This is a genomic window from Pseudogemmobacter sp. TB195 (assembly GCF_058313095.1).
Genome location: NZ_JBZEGG010000023.1, coordinates 12,795 through 30,871, shown reverse-complemented (window position 1 = coordinate 30,871; position 18,077 = coordinate 12,795). Strand labels below are relative to the sequence as shown.

At 63.6% G+C, this 18,077-nt stretch carries 21 protein-coding genes and 1 pseudogene; 10 read left to right on the top strand and 12 right to left on the bottom strand.

Features of this window, described 5'->3' with window-relative positions; all coding sequences use genetic code 11:
• Positions 1-36: 36 nt before the first annotated feature.
• The gene (gene recO / locus AC4FS3_RS20820; protein WP_491022126.1) at positions 37-840 is read right to left on the bottom strand and encodes a DNA repair protein RecO; all 804 of its coding nucleotides are present in this window, start codon (positions 838-840) and stop codon (positions 37-39) included.
• 297 nt (positions 841-1,137) lie between these two features.
• On the opposite strand from recO, the gene AC4FS3_RS20815 reads away from it, so the two are divergent.
• Positions 1,138-1,371: a GlsB/YeaQ/YmgE family stress response membrane protein gene (locus AC4FS3_RS20815; RefSeq protein ID WP_198836008.1), complete on the top strand. Its 234-nt coding sequence runs from the start codon at positions 1,138-1,140 to the stop codon at positions 1,369-1,371.
• 17 nt (positions 1,372-1,388) lie between these two features.
• On the opposite strand, the gene AC4FS3_RS20810 is transcribed toward AC4FS3_RS20815, so the two are convergent.
• The 6 genes from AC4FS3_RS20810 to AC4FS3_RS20785 form a co-directional block, all read right to left on the bottom strand.
• A complete protein-coding gene (locus AC4FS3_RS20810) occupies positions 1,389-1,901 on the bottom strand; it encodes a TetR/AcrR family transcriptional regulator (protein WP_491022125.1) in 513 nt (170 codons plus the stop codon).
• 31 nt (positions 1,902-1,932) lie between these two features.
• On the bottom strand, positions 1,933-2,412 hold the full coding sequence (gene rnhA / locus AC4FS3_RS20805; RefSeq protein WP_491022124.1) for a ribonuclease HI: 480 nt from the start codon (positions 2,410-2,412) through the stop codon (positions 1,933-1,935).
• A 12-nt stretch (positions 2,413-2,424) separates the two neighbouring features.
• Positions 2,425-3,030, bottom strand: a complete 606-nt coding sequence (locus AC4FS3_RS20800; RefSeq protein WP_491022173.1) for a LysE family translocator — start codon at positions 3,028-3,030, stop codon at positions 2,425-2,427.
• A gap of 18 nt (positions 3,031-3,048) precedes the next feature.
• Entirely contained in the window at positions 3,049-4,005 is a 957-nt protein-coding gene (gene ispH, locus AC4FS3_RS20795; RefSeq protein ID WP_491022123.1) for a 4-hydroxy-3-methylbut-2-enyl diphosphate reductase, read from the bottom strand.
• A gap of 122 nt (positions 4,006-4,127) precedes the next feature.
• Positions 4,128-4,589: a YqaA family protein gene (locus AC4FS3_RS20790; RefSeq protein ID WP_491022122.1), complete on the bottom strand. Its 462-nt coding sequence runs from the start codon at positions 4,587-4,589 to the stop codon at positions 4,128-4,130.
• A gap of 142 nt (positions 4,590-4,731) precedes the next feature.
• Positions 4,732-5,307: a LabA-like NYN domain-containing protein gene (locus AC4FS3_RS20785; RefSeq protein ID WP_198836003.1), complete on the bottom strand. Its 576-nt coding sequence runs from the start codon at positions 5,305-5,307 to the stop codon at positions 4,732-4,734.
• A gap of 125 nt (positions 5,308-5,432) precedes the next feature.
• Here AC4FS3_RS20785 and folK point away from each other — a divergent pair, with 125 nt between their 5' ends.
• The 8 genes from folK to era all read left to right on the top strand — a co-directional run bounded on the left by folK (position 5,433) and on the right by era (position 12,885).
• A complete protein-coding gene (gene folK, locus AC4FS3_RS20780; protein WP_491022121.1) occupies positions 5,433-6,029 on the top strand; it encodes a 2-amino-4-hydroxy-6-hydroxymethyldihydropteridine diphosphokinase in 597 nt (198 codons plus the stop codon).
• 175 nt (positions 6,030-6,204) lie between these two features.
• Positions 6,205-6,558, top strand: a complete 354-nt coding sequence (gene rpoZ, locus AC4FS3_RS20775; protein ID WP_198836001.1) for a DNA-directed RNA polymerase subunit omega — start codon at positions 6,205-6,207, stop codon at positions 6,556-6,558.
• Between the two features lie 101 nt (positions 6,559-6,659).
• Positions 6,660-8,777: a RelA/SpoT family protein gene (locus tag AC4FS3_RS20770; protein WP_491022120.1), complete on the top strand. Its 2,118-nt coding sequence runs from the start codon at positions 6,660-6,662 to the stop codon at positions 8,775-8,777.
• A gap of 152 nt (positions 8,778-8,929) precedes the next feature.
• Positions 8,930-9,682 (top strand): pyridoxine 5'-phosphate synthase, encoded by a 753-nt coding sequence (locus AC4FS3_RS20765; RefSeq protein WP_491022119.1) that lies wholly within the window; start codon positions 8,930-8,932, stop codon positions 9,680-9,682.
• A 145-nt stretch (positions 9,683-9,827) separates the two neighbouring features.
• Entirely contained in the window at positions 9,828-10,229 is a 402-nt protein-coding gene (acpS, locus tag AC4FS3_RS20760) for a holo-ACP synthase (RefSeq protein WP_491022118.1), read from the top strand.
• 212 nt (positions 10,230-10,441) lie between these two features.
• A complete protein-coding gene (gene lepB, locus AC4FS3_RS20755) occupies positions 10,442-11,251 on the top strand; it encodes a signal peptidase I (RefSeq protein WP_283176944.1) in 810 nt (269 codons plus the stop codon).
• 4 nt (positions 11,252-11,255) lie between these two features.
• Entirely contained in the window at positions 11,256-11,945 is a 690-nt protein-coding gene (rnc, locus tag AC4FS3_RS20750) for a ribonuclease III (RefSeq protein WP_198835996.1), read from the top strand.
• Positions 11,938-12,885 carry a GTPase Era gene (gene era, locus AC4FS3_RS20745; protein ID WP_283176945.1) on the top strand — a complete coding sequence of 316 codons (948 nt, stop codon included), beginning with the start codon at positions 11,938-11,940 and terminating at the stop codon, positions 12,883-12,885. Before rnc ends, era begins: the two co-directional genes overlap by 8 nt.
• 6 nt (positions 12,886-12,891) lie before the next feature.
• Here the strand turns inward: era and AC4FS3_RS20740 are convergent, their stop codons facing one another.
• Complete coding sequence (locus AC4FS3_RS20740; RefSeq protein ID WP_283176946.1) at positions 12,892-13,086, bottom strand: hypothetical protein; 195 nt, start codon at positions 13,084-13,086, stop codon at positions 12,892-12,894.
• A gap of 88 nt (positions 13,087-13,174) precedes the next feature.
• Between AC4FS3_RS20740 and AC4FS3_RS20735 the strand changes: the two genes are divergently transcribed.
• Positions 13,175-13,510 (top strand): DUF1491 family protein, encoded by a 336-nt coding sequence (locus AC4FS3_RS20735; RefSeq protein WP_491022117.1) that lies wholly within the window; start codon positions 13,175-13,177, stop codon positions 13,508-13,510.
• 649 nt (positions 13,511-14,159) lie between these two features.
• On the opposite strand, the pseudogene AC4FS3_RS20730 reads toward AC4FS3_RS20735, so the two are convergent.
• The 4 genes and pseudogenes from AC4FS3_RS20730 to AC4FS3_RS20715 all read right to left on the bottom strand — a co-directional run.
• Positions 14,160-14,357, bottom strand: a pseudogene (locus tag AC4FS3_RS20730) (transposase); the annotation flags it as partial.
• A 303-nt stretch (positions 14,358-14,660) separates the two neighbouring features.
• Positions 14,661-16,334 (bottom strand): acyl-CoA dehydrogenase family protein, encoded by a 1,674-nt coding sequence (locus tag AC4FS3_RS20725; RefSeq protein ID WP_491022116.1) that lies wholly within the window; start codon positions 16,332-16,334, stop codon positions 14,661-14,663.
• 127 nt (positions 16,335-16,461) lie between these two features.
• A complete protein-coding gene (locus AC4FS3_RS20720) occupies positions 16,462-17,004 on the bottom strand; it encodes a hypothetical protein (RefSeq protein ID WP_491022115.1) in 543 nt (180 codons plus the stop codon).
• 87 nt (positions 17,005-17,091) lie between these two features.
• Positions 17,092-17,922 (bottom strand): protein-disulfide reductase DsbD domain-containing protein, encoded by an 831-nt coding sequence (locus AC4FS3_RS20715; RefSeq protein ID WP_491022114.1) that lies wholly within the window; start codon positions 17,920-17,922, stop codon positions 17,092-17,094.
• Positions 17,923-18,077 lie beyond the last annotated feature (155 nt).

Below are 18,077 nucleotides of genomic sequence, written 5' to 3'. Positions count from 1 at the left end.
GGTCTGCACCATTTGCGACAGAGCGTGTCGCGGGCATCAGGTGGCCGGTGGTGCCCCCGCCTCCGGGCGCGCCGTCCCGGCGCGGGCCAGAAGGTCGATAAGCCGGCCCCGCGCGGCGGGCAGGGCCGCCGGCATAGGCGACGCTTTGTCATCGGCGGGTCGGGGCCTGTCGTTCAGAAGCTCACGCGTCAGGAAATGCCCGGTCAGCGCGAGGCCCGGCAGGATGTCGGCATCGCCCGGCATCCCGCCTGCCGCCAGCGAGGCCGGCAGCGGCAGGAGACGCGCCGCCCAGTCCCCCGCGCCCCGGGCCGAAACCGCCCGGCCCGTCCGGGGACTGACATAGGCCAGCCCTTCCGTTTCGCCGGTCACCGCACAGGAACTCAGATCAAGGCCATAGCCGGTCTCGGTCAGCAATCTGAGCTCCCACAAAAGATAATAGGCGGGCCAGCCGGCGTTGACCGGGCCGGTCCGCGTCATCTGATCCAGAAGATCCTGGGTCTCCTGCCACAAAATGCCATAGGCCTCGCGTTCGGGCAGGCAGAGCTGCAGCAGCGCCGTCACCGCGCCGAGGCCCTCCAGCGCGAGCCGGTCCGCCAGCACCGCGGCACGCGAGCGCAGCGGTTCGACACGAAAACTGCCCAGCTGGTCCTCAAGCCTTGCCGTCCAGGTCAGGTCGAGCTCGTTGCCGGGTTGCAGATGCGCGGCAAGGCGCCGGGACGCGCCGCCCCTGACCAGCCCGGAACACCGGCCATGTTCACGTGCGAAAACGGTGAGGATGGCGGATGTTTCGCCATGCGGTCGTGCCGCCAGAACCAGGGCCTGATCATGCCATTCCATCATCGCCAGAGTTTCGCCTGTGGCCGGTCCGGGGACAAGAGGGAGCGACGCCCCTGTCTGCTGATGCAGACTGACCCGGTACAGTCAACGGCAGACAAAGAGACGCTCCTGTGATGGCTCCGGTCTCTGAGCATTTCCGGTGGAAGGCAGGTCCAGAGGCACTGTAGTGAACCTGCGGCGCAGATCCGCCTCAGCGTTTTCGGGGAACCCTGCCGGAGGCTTTCCCCGGAAAACAGGGGCGCAGTCTTTCGTCAGGCGCGCGGCGCCCCCATATGTTCACGGACAGCAGGGGAGGGAAGCGTGCCGTTCATCGGACTTTTGATCATCGGGGTTGCGGCCGGGTTTCTGGCCACACGGGTCATGCGGTTGCAGACAGATGTGCCGACCACCATCGCGATCGGCGTATTCGGTGCCCTGATCGGTGGATTTGCGCTGCGGTTCCTTGTCTGGTCACTGGGCGCCGCTGCGGGATTTGTGGGTGCATTTCTGGGGGCACTGGCGCTGATCTGGGCCTGGAAGACCTGGATGCGGTAAGGGGCGGGCGCCGGATCTCACCCCAGACGTTTCACCAGATCTTTCAGTCGCAGATCCCCGATTCCCCAGATGAGTTTGCCCTGCCAGGCGGCAAACAGGATCTGTGCTGCCTGACGCGCCTTTTCACCCTGGCCGATCCGCAAAGCCAGCTGCATCTCGACCTGGCAGCGCCAGGTTGTGGCGGCCTCGAGGGCCGCAGAGTCGCGCTGGCTCAGCAGGATGAGGCCGGCGATCTGGACTGAGCCACCCTCAGGCCCATCCTCCAGCGCTTTCAGAAGCGCCTGTGGCCCTTTGCCCCGGCTGGCCTGATCTGCGGCCTCAAGCCGGGCACCGATTTCCTCCCAGCCATTTCGTGCCGCCGCGCCCTGCAGACCCTCGACCGAGCCAAAGCGCTGCGCCAGTGTTGATGCTGCGAGACCTGTCGCGCGCGACAGATTGCCAAAACTGATCGCCTTTTCGCCCCCCGTGGCAAAGAGCTGGCGGGTCGCTTTCAGGACTTCGGCGTCAGAGAGGATCTTGCGGCGTGGCATGGGCCCAGCCTGCGCGAGGCCGAGGCCGCATTCAAGCCTTTTCCTGTGACCCTTTTGCGGCGGTTTTGTAAGGTGCCATGCCCGCACGGGCCAGTTCATCCGCGCGCTCATTCTCAGCATGGCCGGCATGGCCCTTGATCCATTGCCAGGTCACCTGATGCCGGGTCTGCGCCTGTTCCAGCCTTTGCCAGAGATCGGCATTCTTCACCGGCTTTTTATCGGCGGTCTTCCAGCCATTCCGTTTCCAGCCATGGATCCAGCTGGTCACACCGTTTTTCACATAGGCGCTGTCGGTGACCACGGTCAGCGTCGAGGGCCGGGTCAGGCTTTCCAGCGCGTGGATCGCCGCCAGCAGTTCCATCCGGTTATTGGTGGTATCCGCTTCGCCGCCAGACAGCATGCGCTCTTTCAGCACGGTGTCACCATCGCGTGCGATCAGCAAAGCACCCCAGCCGCCGGGGCCAGGATTTCCGGAGCAGGCTCCGTCGGTATAGGCGAAAAGATCAGGCATGGCCGGGTGATGTCATGGCGCGCGCTCCAGCGCAAGCCGGGCGCCGAGCGCAGCGAAAGATGCCGCAAAGACGCGCCTGACCCAGGTCATCAGGCGCGCGGAAGACAGAAGGCGCGAGCGACCGGTCGCACCCAGGATCACGTAGAGAAGGAAGGTGGCGAAGGTCATGGCCGTGAAACCAGAGCCGAGTATGACCAGATCCGCCAGCCCGGCCTCTTTCGGCAGGAATTGCGGAATGAAGGCGAGGAAGAACAAAGGCAGTTTCGGGTTCAGCAGATTGAGCAGGATCCCGCGCCAGACGAGCCGCGCGGGCGTCCCGCCCTTCGCGGCCGTGATCGCCATCCCGCCGCCCGATTGCAGCACCGCCCAGGCCATCCACAGCAGATAGGCGACGCCGGCATATTTGATCGCCTGAAACAGCAGGGCCGAGCTGTGCAGCACCGCCGCCAGCCCCGCCATCGCGACGATCATATGGAAGACCGTTGCAAGCGTGCAGCCCACCGTCGCCCAGAACCCGGCCCGCGCGCCGCCGCCCAGCGTCACCGAAAGCGTATAGACCACCCCAATCCCCGGCGTGATGCAGACGATAAACGCGGTCAGCAGGAATTCCGGGCTCAGGATCGCCATGGCCAGCCTTTAAGCTGCGGGCACACGCAGGATGCGCGGCACCTTGAATTCGATATTCTCGACGGCGGTTTCGACCAGCTCGACGGTGACGTCAAAGCGGTCACGGACGGCGTCGATCACCTCATTGATCAGAACTTCGGGCGCCGAGGCACCGGCAGTGACGCCGAGCGCGGTGATCCCCTCCAGCGCGCGCCAGTCGATATCCCCGGCGCGCTGTACCAGTTGCGCATAGGAACAGCCGGCGGCGCGGCCGACCTCGACGAGGCGTTTCGAGTTTGACGAATTCGGCGCGCCAACGACCAGCAAAGCGTCGATCTTTGGCGCGATCGCCTTCACCGCCGCCTGACGGTTGGTGGTGGCGTAGCAGATATCCTCATGACCAGGGCCGGTGATGGCGGGGAAACGGGCGCGCAACGCCTCGACAATCTCTGCCGTGTCATCGACGGAAAGCGTGGTCTGGGTGGCGAAGGCGAGCTTCGTCTCGTCGCGCACGCTCAGGCCCGCCACGTCTTCGGGTGTCTCGACCAGCAGCACCTCGCCCTGGGGCAGCTGGCCCATGGTGCCGACGGTTTCAGGGTGGCCCTCATGGCCGATATAGATCAGCTGGAGGCCGTTGGTGTGGTGGCGCGCGGCCTCGCTATGGACCTTTGTGACCAGCGGGCAGGTGGCATCCACCGCGATCATCTGCCGGCTCGTCGCTTCTGCCGGCACCGATTTCGGCACGCCATGCGCGGAAAAAACCACCGGCCGGTCATCGGGGCATTCGCTCAGCTCTTCGACAAAAACCGCGCCTTTCGCGCGCAGCCCGTCGACCACATAGCGGTTATGGACGATCTCATGGCGGACATAGACCGGCGCGCCCCATTTCTGCAGCGCCATCTCGACGATCTGGATCGCCCGGTCGACACCGGCGCAGAAACCGCGCGGCGCGGCGAGGTATAGCATGAGTGGCGGGCGGGTGGTCATGGGCATTTCCGGATATGGCACAGCGGACTTGTCGGTGGACTGGCGTGCATGAGAGGTAGTGTCAAAGCGTCCCCGGGTCCAGTGCCGCAAGCCCCCGCAGGCGCTCAGCCGCCAGAAAATCATCAGAGAAAAGCGCTGGAAAATCTGTCGAACACCCCGGCCCCGATCAGCGCGAGCACCATATAGCGGGCGGTTTTCGCGATGGTGACCAAAGTGAGGAACAGCAGCGGATGGACCCGCATCAGCCCGGCAAGCGCCACGATCAGATCACCGCCCGGCGCCCAGCTGAGCAGCAGGGACCACAATCCCCAGCGGGAGAACCAGGCGCGGGCGCGGATCAGCCCCTGATCGGTGAAGGGGAACCAGCGGCTGCCGCGCAGGCGCTCGCCCTGCTGGCCACACCAATAGGTGACGCAGGAGCCGAGGATATTGGCGACAGAGGCCACCAGCACCAGAAGAACCGGATCATGCCCCGCGCCTTGCAGGGCAATGAAGACCAGTTCGGAATTCATCGGCAGCGGCGTGGCCGCGATAAAGGCCGCCAGCGCGAGGCCGACCAGACCCAGGGTCATCAGAAAATCCATAGGGCGCGCTTCTGGAGAGAAGCGCGCCCTATGGCAAGTGTCAAACGCCCGGCATGGTGGCGCTTTTCTGGCATTCCCCCCGAGGGCTCAGGTCGGGGAAAAGCAGAACAGGGCCGGATGCGGGCCAGATCAGTGTGGCGGTTCAGCGCGCGCCGACAGTGACCTCTTCGCCATCAGCGGGGCGCGGCTCGCGCGGCGGACGGCCGATCACATCGCGCAGCTCGTCGAGCTCGATGAAATTGTCCGCCTGACGGCGCAATTCATCCGAGATCATCGGCGGCTGGCTGCGAATGGTCGAGACGACCGAGACGCGGACGCCCTGGCGCTGGAGGCTTTCGACCAAAGGCCGGAAATCTCCGTCACCCGAGAAGAGCACGATATGATCCAGCCGCGCCGCGAGTTCCATCGCGTCGACGGCCAGTTCGATATCCATATTGCCCTTCACCTTTCGGCGGCCCTGGCTGTCCGTATATTCCCGCGCCGGTTTGGTCCGCATGGTAAAGCCGTTATAGTGCAGCCAGTCCACCAGCGGACGTATCGGCGAGTATTCCTCGTTTTCCAGAAGTGCCGTGTAGTAAAATGCTCGCAGCAGCTTGCCCCGACGCATGAATTCCATACGCAGAAGCTTGTAGTCGATGTCGAACCCAAGCGCCTTTGCAGCCGCGTAAAGGTTCGATCCGTCGATGAACAGCGCGAGCCGTTCGTCTTTGTAAAACATTCTCATTCCCCTCGAACAGTCACAGCAGTATCGAAAACGCCGACAGCCGACCCCGATGAATCAATGGATCCGGCGCGGACTGAAAAGTGTTTTCGAGACGTGATGCGACTGGTAAACGATACGGTATGAAATTGATCGGCGACAAACCTGCAACCCCTGTTGTTATAGCGCTCGGCGCAAACCTGCCATTCGCAGACATGTTTCCGGTGGAAACACTCCGGTCTGCCCTGACCGCAATCAGCGAGGATGCGTTAACGATTTCAGGGGCAAGCAGCTTCTGGAGTACCCCCTGTTTCCCCCGGGGTGCGGGCCCTGATTATGTTAACGCAATCATTTTGGCTCACGTGGATGTGCGGACCAATCCGGCCCAGGTTTTGACGATTTTGCACCGAATTGAGGCGAAATTCGGGCGCGAACGGCAGGAGAGGTGGGGTGGAAGGACGCTTGATCTCGACCTGATTGCCTGGGGTGATTCGGTTTTGCCCGACACGGAAACCCAGGGGCTCTGGCGCACTCTTTCTGCCGCCGAACAGGCGCAGCGCGCGCCGGATCAGCTGATCCTGCCGCATCCGCGGATGCAGGATCGCGCCTTTGTTCTGGTGCCCATGGCCGAGATCCTGCCCGACTGGCGCCATCCTTTGCTGGGGCTGACCGTGCGCGAGATGCTGGCCGCCTTGCCGGAAGAAGACCGCGAGGCGGTGAAGCGGATCGATGTGACGTGAGAAGTGATCGGGATTTCCTGTTGACAGCGCTTGTCAGCAAGGCGAAATCCGCCTAAATGTTCCTTTTCCGAGAGCCTGGCCCGTTCAGGTGTCTGTCCTTGTTTGGGCAAACATCCGAAGACCGCCGGCGCTGCGCCCGGGTTTTGCCGGGCCCGAACCCTGGAGTGACTGACCCATGGCCCGTGTGACGGTCGAAGATTGCGTTGACAAGGTTCCGAACCGCTTTGAACTGGTGCTGCTGGCGGCCCATCGTGCGCGTGAGATCAACACCGGCGCGCCGCTGACTGTTGACCGCGACAATGATAAGAACCCGGTCGTGTCGCTGCGCGAGATCGCGGATGAGACCCAGTCGGCCGAAGTTCTGCGCGAGCGGATGATCGAATCGTTCCAGACCCAGATCGAGGTTGACGAGCCGGAAGAAGACCAGATGGCGCTTCTGATGGCGGGCGAGATCGATCGTCCGCAGCAAGACGACATGTCGGAAGAAAAACTGCTCCGCGCCCTCATGGAAGCCCAGGGCGAAAACTGAGTCTGAAAAGCGGTGGCTGAGCAGCTAACCTGAGCTGTCCTGATGCAGCAGGCGGGGCCCCCGGCCCCGCAGGCCTTCTGCGACGGATGCGCGAGGCGGTAATGATTGACGTAGAAGACCTTATCGCCCTTGTCCGTAACTACAATCCGCGCTCTGATGCTGATCTGATCCGCCGCGCCTATGCTTACGGCATCCGGATGCATGAGGGGCAGTATCGCAAATCCGGCGAGCCCTATTTCACCCATCCCGTCGCCGTCGCCGCCATTCTCACCGAGATGCGGCTGGATGATGACACGATTGTCACTGCGCTGCTGCATGACACGATCGAAGACACCCGCTCCACCTGGACCGAGATCGCCGATCAGTTCGGGCCCGATGTCGCCGAACTGGTTGATGGTGTCACCAAGCTGACGAACCTGCAGCTTTCCTCCGCCGAGAGCAAACAGGCCGAGAATTTCCGCAAGCTGTTCATGGCTATGTCCAAGGATCTGCGGGTGATCCTGGTCAAGCTTGCCGACCGTCTGCACAATATGCGCACGATCAAGTCGATGAAGCCGGAAAAGCAGGTGCAAAAAGCCCGCGAGACCATGGAAATCTTCGCGCCGCTGGCGGGCCGCATGGGCATGCAATGGATGCGCGAGGAGCTGGAGGACCTGTCCTTCCGCGTCATCAACCCCGATGCGCGCAACTCGATCATCCGCCGCTATGTGACCTTGCAGAAGAAAACCGGTGATGTGGTCCATAAGATCACCGCCGATATCCGCACGGAACTTGACCGCGAAGGTCTCGAGGCGATGGTTTACGGGCGTGCCAAAAAGCCCTATTCGATCTGGCGCAAAATGCAGGAGAAGGATCTCGCCTTCTCGCAACTCTCGGATATCTATGGCTTCCGGGTGATCTGCGGCTCGGTCACCGATTGCTACCGGATCCTCGGCGTGATCCATCAGCGCTGGCGCGCGGTGCCGGGGCGGTTCAAGGATTACATCAGCCAGCCGAAATCCAACGGCTACCGCTCGATCCATACCACGGTCTCGGGCCGCGCGGCCTCTAAGGTCGAAGTGCAGATCCGCACCCGCGAGATGCATGAAGTCGCCGAATCCGGTGTGGCCGCGCATTGGTCCTATCGCGAGGGCGTGCTGGGCCGGAACCCCTTTGCTGTCGATCCCGCAAGCTGGATCAGCCAGATGACCGAGCGTCTGGACGAGGAAGACCACGACGAATTCCTCGAAAACGTCAAGCTCGAGATGTATTCCGATCAGGTCTTCTGCTTCACACCCAAGGGCGATGTGATTCAGCTGCCGCGCGGGGCGACGCCGCTGGATTATGCCTATGCGATCCATACCAGGATCGGCAATTCCACCGTTTCGGCCAAGGTTGATGGCATTCGCGTCCCACTCTGGACCCGGCTGAAAAACGGACAATCGGTCGAGATCATCACCGCCGAAGGTCAGCGCCCGCAACCGACCTGGGTGGATATCGTGACCACGGGTCGCGCCAAGGCCGCGATCCGGCGGTCCCTGCGCGAAGAAGACCGTGGCCGCTTTGTCAAACTCGGCCAGGAGCTGGCGCGGGCGGCCTTTGAACATGTCGGAAAGAAGGCCAGCGAAAAAGCGATCCGCACCGCGGCCAAGCTGCTTGGCTACCCCGATGACAGCGAACTGCTGTCGCGCGTCGGATCGGCAGAAATCACCGCGCGCCGTCTTGTCGAAGTGCTCTATCCTGAACTCGTGACCAATCGCGAGCCGCAGGTCGACAGCCAGCGCCCTGTGGTCGGGCTGGAAGATGACCAGGCCTTCCGTCGCGCCCCCTGCTGCCAGCCTTTGCCCGGAGAGCGCATCGTCGGCATCACCTATCGCGGCAAGGGCGTTGTGGCCCATGCCATCGACTGCCCGGCGCTGGAGGAATTCGAAAGTCAGACCGAACGCTGGGTCGATCTGCAATGGATGACCGGCCGCCACGCGCCGATCCATTCGGTGACGCTGGAGCTGACGATTTCCAATGATGCGGGCGTGCTCGGACGGGTCTGTACTCTGATCGGCGAACAGCGGGCCAATATTTCGGATCTGAAATTCACCGACCGCAAACCGGATTTCTTCCGGCTGCTGGCCGAGGTCGATCTGCGCGATGTCGAGCATCTGCATATGGTGATGACCGCGCTGGAGGCCGATACCGATGTGGCGCAGATCTCGCGCCACCGCGATCTGTCACGCAAACCCTGACTCCATCGCGCCGCATTGCAGGCAGGCGAAAAAGTTCTTAACCTCCCGGGGATTGCCAGCCGGGCCTTGGGGCCGGCGCTGCTGGCCCGTGGCCAGGGCAACAGACCACAGGCGGCCGGGGCGCATATGCCCGGCAGGGTTCAGGAGGGGTAATGGCAGCGCGCGACAGGCTGAGGCTTTGCATCAGTGTCGATCAGGTGGCGGTGCTGCGCAATGCGCGCGGCAATGACTGGCCCGATCCCCTGAGGGCCGCGCTGCTCGCCGAAGCCTCCGGTGCAGATGGCATATCGGCGCGGTTGCGCGCGAAGCGCGGCGATCTCTCGGAGAGCGATATCGAAGCGCTGGCCGCCGGGCTCGGTATCCCGCTGCATCTGAATGCCGCGCCGGTGCCCACGATGCTCGGGCTGCTGACGCGTTTGCGGCCCGCCTCCTGCTGCCTTGTTGCCGGGGCGCCGGACGGGAGCCGGGCCGATATCTGCCTCGACATTCTGGCCGATGAGCCGGGGCTGCGCGCTGCCATAAGCACCTTGCGCGCGGCCGGGATCCGGACCGCGCTTCTGATCGGCCAGACGCGCGCAGAGATCGAAGCCGCCGCGCGCAGTGGCGCGCAGATTGTGGTGTTCCATACCGGAGCCTATTCCATCGCCCATGCCGAGGGCCGCCAGGAAGAGGCAGAGCGCCACATCTGCGCGCTGCACGCGGCGGCAGTGCTTGCGACCGGGCTCGGGCTCGAAGCCCAGGCGGCCCATGGTCTGACCTATGAGAATATCGACCCCGTGGCGGCGATCCCCGAACTGCGCGAAGTGCATATCGGCCATTTCCTGATCGGCGAGGCGGTCTATATCGGCCTCGGCCCCGCGATCGAGGAGATGCGCCGCCGCATCGATGCCGCATGTCAGTGGTGACAGCGCGGGCCTGAACGGCTGAAACCGAATGGTCCGGGCATTGAGGATTGCTCTCGCCGCAGGGCGCTGACCATGGGATACTGGCTTCATCGGCGAACGGCGCCCGAAACCCGTGACGTCACAATACTGCTGAAATGAGACAATGATGATCCTTGGCATCGGCACAGATCTCGCCAATATCGAGCGCATCGGCCAGGTGCTGGAACGCCATGGCGACCGTTTCCGCAACCGGGTCTTTACCGCCGGGGAACAGCAAAAAGCCGAGGCACGACGCGAGACTGTGGCCACTTATGCGAAACGCTGGGCCGCGAAAGAGGCCTGTTCCAAGGCGCTCGGCACCGGGCTCAGGATGGGGATTTCCTGGAAAGACATGGCGGTCTCGAACCTTGCCACCGGGCAGCCGGTGATGGCGGTGACCGGCTGGGCGGCTGAGCGGCTCGCGCAGATGACGCCACCGGGCCATGAGGCGCTGATCCATGTGACCCTGACCGATGACCATCCCTGGGCTCAGGCCTTTGTGGTGATCGAGGCGCGACCGCTGCGCTGAGAGGTCATGGCCAAGGAATGGGTATTTAACTCAGGAGGAAGTCGCAGGTCCTTCCGCCTGATCCGGATACTCCCGCCGGAGGTGCAGGCCGCGCGCGCGCCCGTTTCCGGCTTCTACACCGGCAATTGACCCCGGCAAACCCGGGCGCGGCTTGACAGGTCCGCCCCCCCGGCGCAAGAAGCGGCCCGATACAGCGCGGAAGGCTTGTGAAGATGGCGAAGGCAAAAGGCGAGAGCGGCGGCATCGTCGAGACGATCAAAACCGTCTTCTGGGCATTGGTGATCGCAGGACTGTTCCGGACGCTTTTCTTCCAGCCCTTCTGGATCCCGTCGGAATCGATGAAAAGCTCGCTCCTCGTGGGTGACTTCCTCTTCGTCAACAAAATGGCCTACGGCTATTCCAAATATTCCTGCCCCTTCGGTCTTTGCCCCTTCGAGGGCCGTATTCTCGGTTCTGATCCGCTGCGCGGCGATGTGGTCGTGTTCCGCAACCCCTATACCGGCGATGATTATATCAAACGCCTGATCGGTCTGCCGGGGGACAGGGTCCAGATGAAGGATGGCCGCGTCTTCCTCAATGACACCGAAGTGCCGCAGGTGCCGGACGGGATCTTCACCGAAATCTATGGCCCCCAGGGCCCGATGAAGAACTACCCGCAATGCGAAAACGGCGCGGTCGGCCTGAATGGCACCTGCGAAAAGTCGCGCTCGATTGAGACATTGCCGACCGGCGACGGGGATGCGACCCGGTCCTATCCGGTGCTCAACATCAAGGATACCGCAGGCCTGCCCGATAACAGCAATGTCTATACCGTTCCCGACGGGCATTATTTCTTCATGGGCGACAACCGCGACAACAGCCAGGATTCGCGCTTCCAGCCAGGCCTTCAGGGCGGTATCGGCATGGTGCCTGCAGAATATCTGATCGGCCGTGCGGATCGCATCGTCTTCTCTTCTGCCGGCGCCAGCCTGTGGTATTTCTGGACATGGCGGGCTGACCGCTTCTTCCTCGGGATCAACTGAGCCCATGCGGCTCTCTGCCGATCTCAAGGCTTTTCAGACCCGCATCGGGCATGAGTTTGCGCGTGGCGAGCTGCTTGTGCGGGCGGTGACGCATCCCTCGATTGCCACGCCGACGCGGCCAGACAATCAGCGGCTGGAATTCCTGGGCGACCGGGTGCTGGGTCTTGTGATGTCCGAGGCGCTGCTTGCGGCCGATAAGGCTGCCAGCGAAGGCCAGCTTGCGCCGCGTTTCAATGCGCTGGTGCGCAAGGAAACCTGCGCCGAGGTGGCGCGCGAGATCGGGCTTGGCGAAGTGCTGCGGCTTGGCCGGTCCGAGATGCTTTCGGGCGGGCGCCGCAAAGAGGCTTTGCTGGGCGACGCCACCGAGGCGCTGATCGCCGCCGTCTATCTGGATGCGGGGTTCGACGCGGCGCGCGATCTCGTGCTCCGGCTCTGGGGCGGGCGCGTCGGCGCGGTTGAACCTGATGCACGCGATCCGAAATCGGCGCTGCAGGAATGGGCCCAGGCGCGCGGCATGGCGCCGCCGAAATATACCGAGACCGGCCGCTCTGGCCCTGATCATCAGCCGCTGTTCACGGTCAGCGTTTTGCTGGACAATGGTGCGGGAGAGGTGGCGAAGGCCGGCTCGAAACGCGCGGCGGAACAAATTGCAGCAGCAGCGCTGCTGAAACGGCTGGAGGCCGGAAATGACTGAGATACCGGCAATGACCGAACCCCAATCCGATGGCACCCGTGCCGGCTTTGTCGCGCTGATCGGCGAGCCGAATGCCGGTAAATCGACTTTGCTCAACCGCATGGTTGGCGCGAAAGTCTCCATTGTGACGCATAAGGTCCAGACCACGCGTACCCGCATTCGCGGCGTCTGCATGGAAGGCCAGACCCAGATCGTCTTTGTCGACACGCCGGGCCTCTTCCGCCCGCGCCGCCGGCTTGACCGCGCCATGGTAAAAGCCGCCTGGGGTGGCGCTGCCGATGCCGATATCGTCGTTCTGCTGATCGAGGCACATCGCGGGCTGACCGAGGGCGCGAAGGCGATCATCGAGCGGCTGGCGGGCGAACTTCCGAAGGACCGCCCCGTGGCGCTGGCGATCAACAAGATCGACAAGGGCAGCTCGGAAAAGCTGCTGGCGCTTGCGGCCAGGATGAATGAGGCCTTTCCTTTCGCGAAGACCTTCATGATCTCGGCCGAAAAAGGCTATGGCGTCGATGATCTGCGCGAATGGCTGGCGGCAGAGCTGCCCGAAGGTGCCTGGTTCTACCCCGAGGATCAGCTGGCCGATCTGCCGCTGCGGATGATCGCGGCTGAGATGACGCGTGAAAAACTGACGCTGCGGCTGCATGAGGAACTCCCCTATCAGCTGACGGTCGAGACCGAGAAATGGGAAGACCGCAAGGACGGCTCCACCCGCATCGACCAGATCGTCTATGTGGCGCGGGATGGCCATAAGGGCATCGTGCTGGGAAATCGCGGCGAGACGATCAAGTCGATCGGCCAGGCGGCGCGGGCCGAGATCAAGGAATTCCTCGACCGCGAGGTGCATCTCTTCCTGCAGGTCAAGGTGCGCCCGAACTGGCTGGAAGAGAAAGAGCGCTATTCCGAAATGGGGCTTGAATTCAAAGACGGCGACGCCTGAGCGGTTTCAGGCGCCGCGCCTGAACCCGCGTTTCAAGGCCGACCAGGCCAGCCAGATCACGCCACCGATGCCGATGGCCTTCGATGAGCTGTCGAGGAGCCGGTCCTGCCCCAGCCCCTTTGGATCGCGCTTCATGGCGAATGCGGCGATTGCTGCGGTGATCAGGGCGAATACGGCCCCACCCGGTGCGCGGTATTTCATTGTCTCGCCTCCCTCCTCATGGCCTGTTATCAGGGATATAGGGCAGGAGAGGTATCCTGCCAGCAGGGGTTTGCGAAAGGCCCGCGAAATGACGAGGCTCACCGCCGAATTCTGGGTCCAGGCCTATCTGCGCCGGCTTAACCTTGCGGATATCCCGGCCTATGTGATGGCCAGAGGGGATGCGACGGCGGGGGCGGTGATGGTGAAGCTCGCCACGCTGAACGGTGAGGCTCAGGCCTTTGAACGCCGCACCGATCTGATGAGCGGCGGACGGCAGTGGATGACCTATGCCAGCGGTCCTGAGCGTGAGGTCGATGAGGCGCTGACCCGCGCCCGCGCCCGCGACCCCGACCTCTGGATCATCGAGATCGAGGACCGCACCGGACGGACATTGCTGGATGAGCCAGGCCTTGCCGGCGACTGACCCTCGGAACTGCCCCATGTTTTGTGCACGCCTTCTTCGGTGATTTTGAGGCAAGGAGGCTATGATGGGCACAGGCAATTTCACTGACGGGGCGCGACGCGGTGGCGCAGATCCCCATCCCGTCGGCGATGGTTCGGACCGGCCTGCGGTGAGCAAGCCCTCGCTCTTTGTCTGGAAACACAGATTCGCGAAGGCGGCGGCTGGAGGCACGGAGAAGGATGCGGCATTCGTCGCTGAGCATCCGGGACGGTTTTCTGTCCGGGCCAGGTGTCGGTTCCTGCACCTGCACCTGCAGCTGAGCGGATTCCATGGCTGGCCACATGTTGCGATGATGGCGCGGGCATGAGGCAAGGCAGGCGCCAGGCTGAGAGGCTGCGGAACGCCTGCGCAGAGAGCGGCCAGGTCTGCGGACCGACATCACTGGCATCCAGCCCCCTGGAAGGCTTTGCTGCTCGCGCGCCTCACCATGATCTCCCGGACCAAGGGCGTTCCCATGGCCAGATCATCGACCTCCGTACACGGCGCGTGATCGGCTGGTCCATTCGGACCGGAGGCGCCAGTTCACCAGCATGGAGCGGGCGGCGTTGTCTCACGCGCCCACAATCCCGAGCCTTCGATGAGCCGCCCAGGCAATCTGGGACGCCTGCTATTCTGACAGCCCATGATGGGCCGCGCCAGCCTCGCGCTTCATGACGGGCGTCATCGCGGCCAGCAACCGCCTGGCCTGTGACACCGTCTGTCCGGGGTACCTCATCTTCCATGCACAGAATTTGCCTTGCGACATCCCGTGCTTGCGGCAGAGATCAGCACACCCTTCCACGGCTCGGCTCGCAGATCGAGAGAGCATCCCGTGGCCGGCCACAGTCACAGGTCTGGGATTCGAGGCCTTTGACCGGACATGCAGAGCTATCGGCGGTGCCGGGTCAGCATTCCTCCGGAGGAAAGGAACGATTCGGATGGATCGGAATAACCAGTCAGCACCTGCGGGCAATCCAGCTCAGGACACAGATATGGACCCGCCTCGCTGATCAGCACCGCGGCCCGCAGATTCTGAAAACTGCCGCAGAAACAAGGCCTGACAGATGACCGCCCCGAACACCTGCCCCAGGAGAAGAGGTCATGCACAGAGGGCGGCAACCACAGAGGACTTCTAGTCCAGAAGGCGCCGCGCGATGACCTGGGCCTGGATCTCCGCAGCCCCTTCAAAAATGTTCAGGATCCGCGCGTCACACAGGATCCGCGAGATGCGGTATTCCAGCGCAAAGCCATTGCCGCCATGGATCTGCAGCGCGTTGTCCGCCGCCGACCAGGCCACCCGCGCGCCCAGCAGTTTCGCCATCCCTGCCTCAAGGTCACAGCGCTTGTCGTGATCCTTTTGCCAGGCCGCGAAATAGGTCAGCTGCCGCGCGATCATCACCTCGACCGCCATCATCGCGAGCTTGCCGCCGACACGCGGAAATTCAACCAGCGATTTGCCGAATTGCTTGCGGTCTTCGGCATATTGCAGCCCCGTCTCCAGCGCCGACTGCGCCACGCCGATCGCGCGCGCCCCGGTCTGGATCCGCGCCGATTCAAAGGTCTGCATCAGCTGCTTGAACCCCTGTCCGGGCTGACCACCCAGCAGGTTTTCCGCCTTTACTTTGAACCCGTCAAAGCCCAGCTCATATTCCTTCATGCCGCGATAGCCGAGCACCTCGATCTCGCCGCCGGTCATGCCGGGCGTCGGGAAGGGGGCCTCATCGGTGCCCGGCGTCTTCTCGGCCAGAAACATCGACAGCCCGCGCCAGTCGGTGGTGTCGGGGTCGGTGCGCGCCAGCAGCGTCATCACATGGGTGCGCGCGGCATGGGTGATCCAGGTCTTGTTGCCGGTGATCTCCCAGCCCTCATCCGTGCGGGTCGCGCGGGTGCGCAGGGATCCGAGATCCGAGCCGGTATTCGGTTCGGTGAACACTGCCGTCGGCAGGATTTCTCCGCTTGCAAGCTTCGGCAGCCATTGCGCTTTTTGCTCCGGCGTGCCGCCGCACAGGATCAGCTCTGCCGCGATCTCTGACCGCGTTCCCAGCGATCCGACCCCGATATAGCCGCGCGACAACTCTTCTGACACCACCACCATCGAGGCTTTCGACAGGCCGAAGCCGCCGAATTCCTCGGGGATCGTCAACCCGAACACGCCCATTTCGGCCAGTTCCGCGATCACCTCCATCGGGATCAGCTCGTCCTTCAGGTGCCAGTCATGCGCGCGTGGGATTACCTTTTCATCGGCATAGCGGCGGAACTGGTCGCGGATCATCTCGAGTTCGTCATCAAGACCCGAGACGCCAAAGGTCGCCCGTGCCTTGTCTTCACGCATCAAAGTGACCAGCCGCGCCCGCGCCGCCGGGGTATTGCCCTGCGCGGCGAGCATCAGCGCCTCGGCCCCCGGCTCATAGTCCAGCCCCAGATCTGCAAGCCGGGCGATCTCGGTCTGGCTCATCGGGATGCCGCCCCGGATCTGCGCAAGGTATTCGCCAAACCCGATCTGCAGGATCAGGGCCTCAATCTCGCCAAAGCGGCCCTGGTCGGTCAGCCGCCCGGCCCAGGCATCCAGCTGGCGCAGCGCCTCGACATAGGTGGCCAGCCAGGACAGCGCGTGCGCGGCATATTGATGAGTTTCGAGCGCGGCCGCGCTGATCTTGCCGCCGATGCTAACCTTATCCCGCAGGGCCTCGCGCGCATCGGCGAAAAGCCGGTCAAGCCCGGGCAGGCTCGCGGCGGTCAGCGCCTTCAGATCGGGAAGCAGGATCGCGGCAGAGGTCTGGGTGGCGGGCTGACCATCATGGGGCATGACTGGCTCCGATACTGGCTGGGATGAGGTCCGGTTTCGCCCGAATCCCTAGCGCCTTCGCAGTCGCAGCGCAATATCATTTCGCCGTGAAGCTGTAGCAGGTTCTAAAATGTCGCGATGAAATCTGTCATGAAGTTGCACCGCAGGCATTCGCGATATCCGGGCGCGCCTCGGCGGGGACGACCTCGAATTCGACGCGGTAGAGCCGCGTGCCCTGATCCCAGGCTTCGAAAGCCCAGATGCCCGGGATCAGCTCGTCCTCTTCGTCAAAGCGGAAAAAGCTGTTCACTTCGCCCGAATCAGTGATCGATGTGACCCAGGTCTCGGGCCTCGCGCGGCCGGGGCGATAAATGCGGGCCTCGGCATTGGCAGTCACCTCGCCCGGGGCGGCGATCACGCGGATGCCGAAGGCAAGCCCGATGCTTGCGGGGACCACATTCTCATCGGGCCAGTGAAATTCGATCCGGTCGCGCGGTACATGCAGCCAGCCCGCAATCGTGTCGGGCGCAGGGGCGCGGTCCATCGCTTTCAGGGCGCAGAAAATGCCCCATTCCACCGCAGCAACCCTGCCAGACAGCTGCGGCGCCGCAACGGTCTCGGCCCGCAGCCCCGACGGGAGGCTGAGCAACGCGGAAAGCAAAAGGGCGGAGAGGCGCGGAAAACGGATCATGGCGGCAAAGGAACCTCGCATACAGAACCGGCGCAAGCCCCATCACTGCGGCGCGCGCCCGGCCACAGATGACGGAAATGGCCGCTTCTAACCGCCGGTGCAGCCGCGCAGCTCGACCGCGCCGCTGTCGGAGATGACGGTGACGGTGACGCCCGAGCGGTCAAGCGCGAAGGGCTGACCGGTGGGCGGCACCAGATCGGCCACGGCCGTCAACACCTTGCCCTGGCGCGAGCTGACCGCCTGAGACACCCAGATTGTCCGGTCTGCGGTCTCGATGGCGACGGTCTCGGCCTTGCCCTGCACGGGCACGGCGATTGTGGCAGTCAGGCGCAGCCCGTCCGAGATCGGCTCCACCGCACAGGTGATGGAGGAGAGCCCGGCCTCTTTGCCGGTCTTCGGCTGTCGCGCCAGCGCCGCGTCGATCAGCGGGTCGCGCGTGCCGGGCATCATCAGCCCGGCATTCAGCTCGACTTCGGCGGGCAGGCAGATGTCACGGCAGATGCCCATATCAAGGGACACCTCAAGCCGGATCGGGCGGGTCGGGTCTTTTGGAATAAGCTCGACCGGCAGGACCAGCTGCTCTTTATAGCCAATGGATTGCATGCCGTTGGTATGGAACACGCTTGGCGCGGGCCAGTGGATGCGAACCGATTTCAGATTCTCTGACCCGGACCAGTCGAATTGCGGCGGGATGCCAGCCGAGCCGGGGCTGCGCCAATAGGTCTTCCATCCAGGCGCGAGATCAAGCCGCAGCGCCGCCATGCGGGTGCCCTGGGCCGTGGTCCAGCCATCAAGAACCGAGGCCTTCAGAACCTGGTCCTGCGATGTATCGCGCGCCAGAGCCGCAATGGGCATAGCCGCAAAGGGCAGGGCTGCGAGGCAGGCGGCGGCAAGCGCGAAAGGGAGTTTCCTGGTCATGGCGCCCAAAATAGGCTGCGGTCGGGCGGTGTGAAATCACAACCTGGCGACGAGCCCGTGTCTGTGGCCAAAGCGCCGCAGTCAGCGACCGGGATGCCACAAGTGCGGGGTATCCTGACCGCCGCTGCCCTGCTCCTGCGGAATTTACAGCCCTT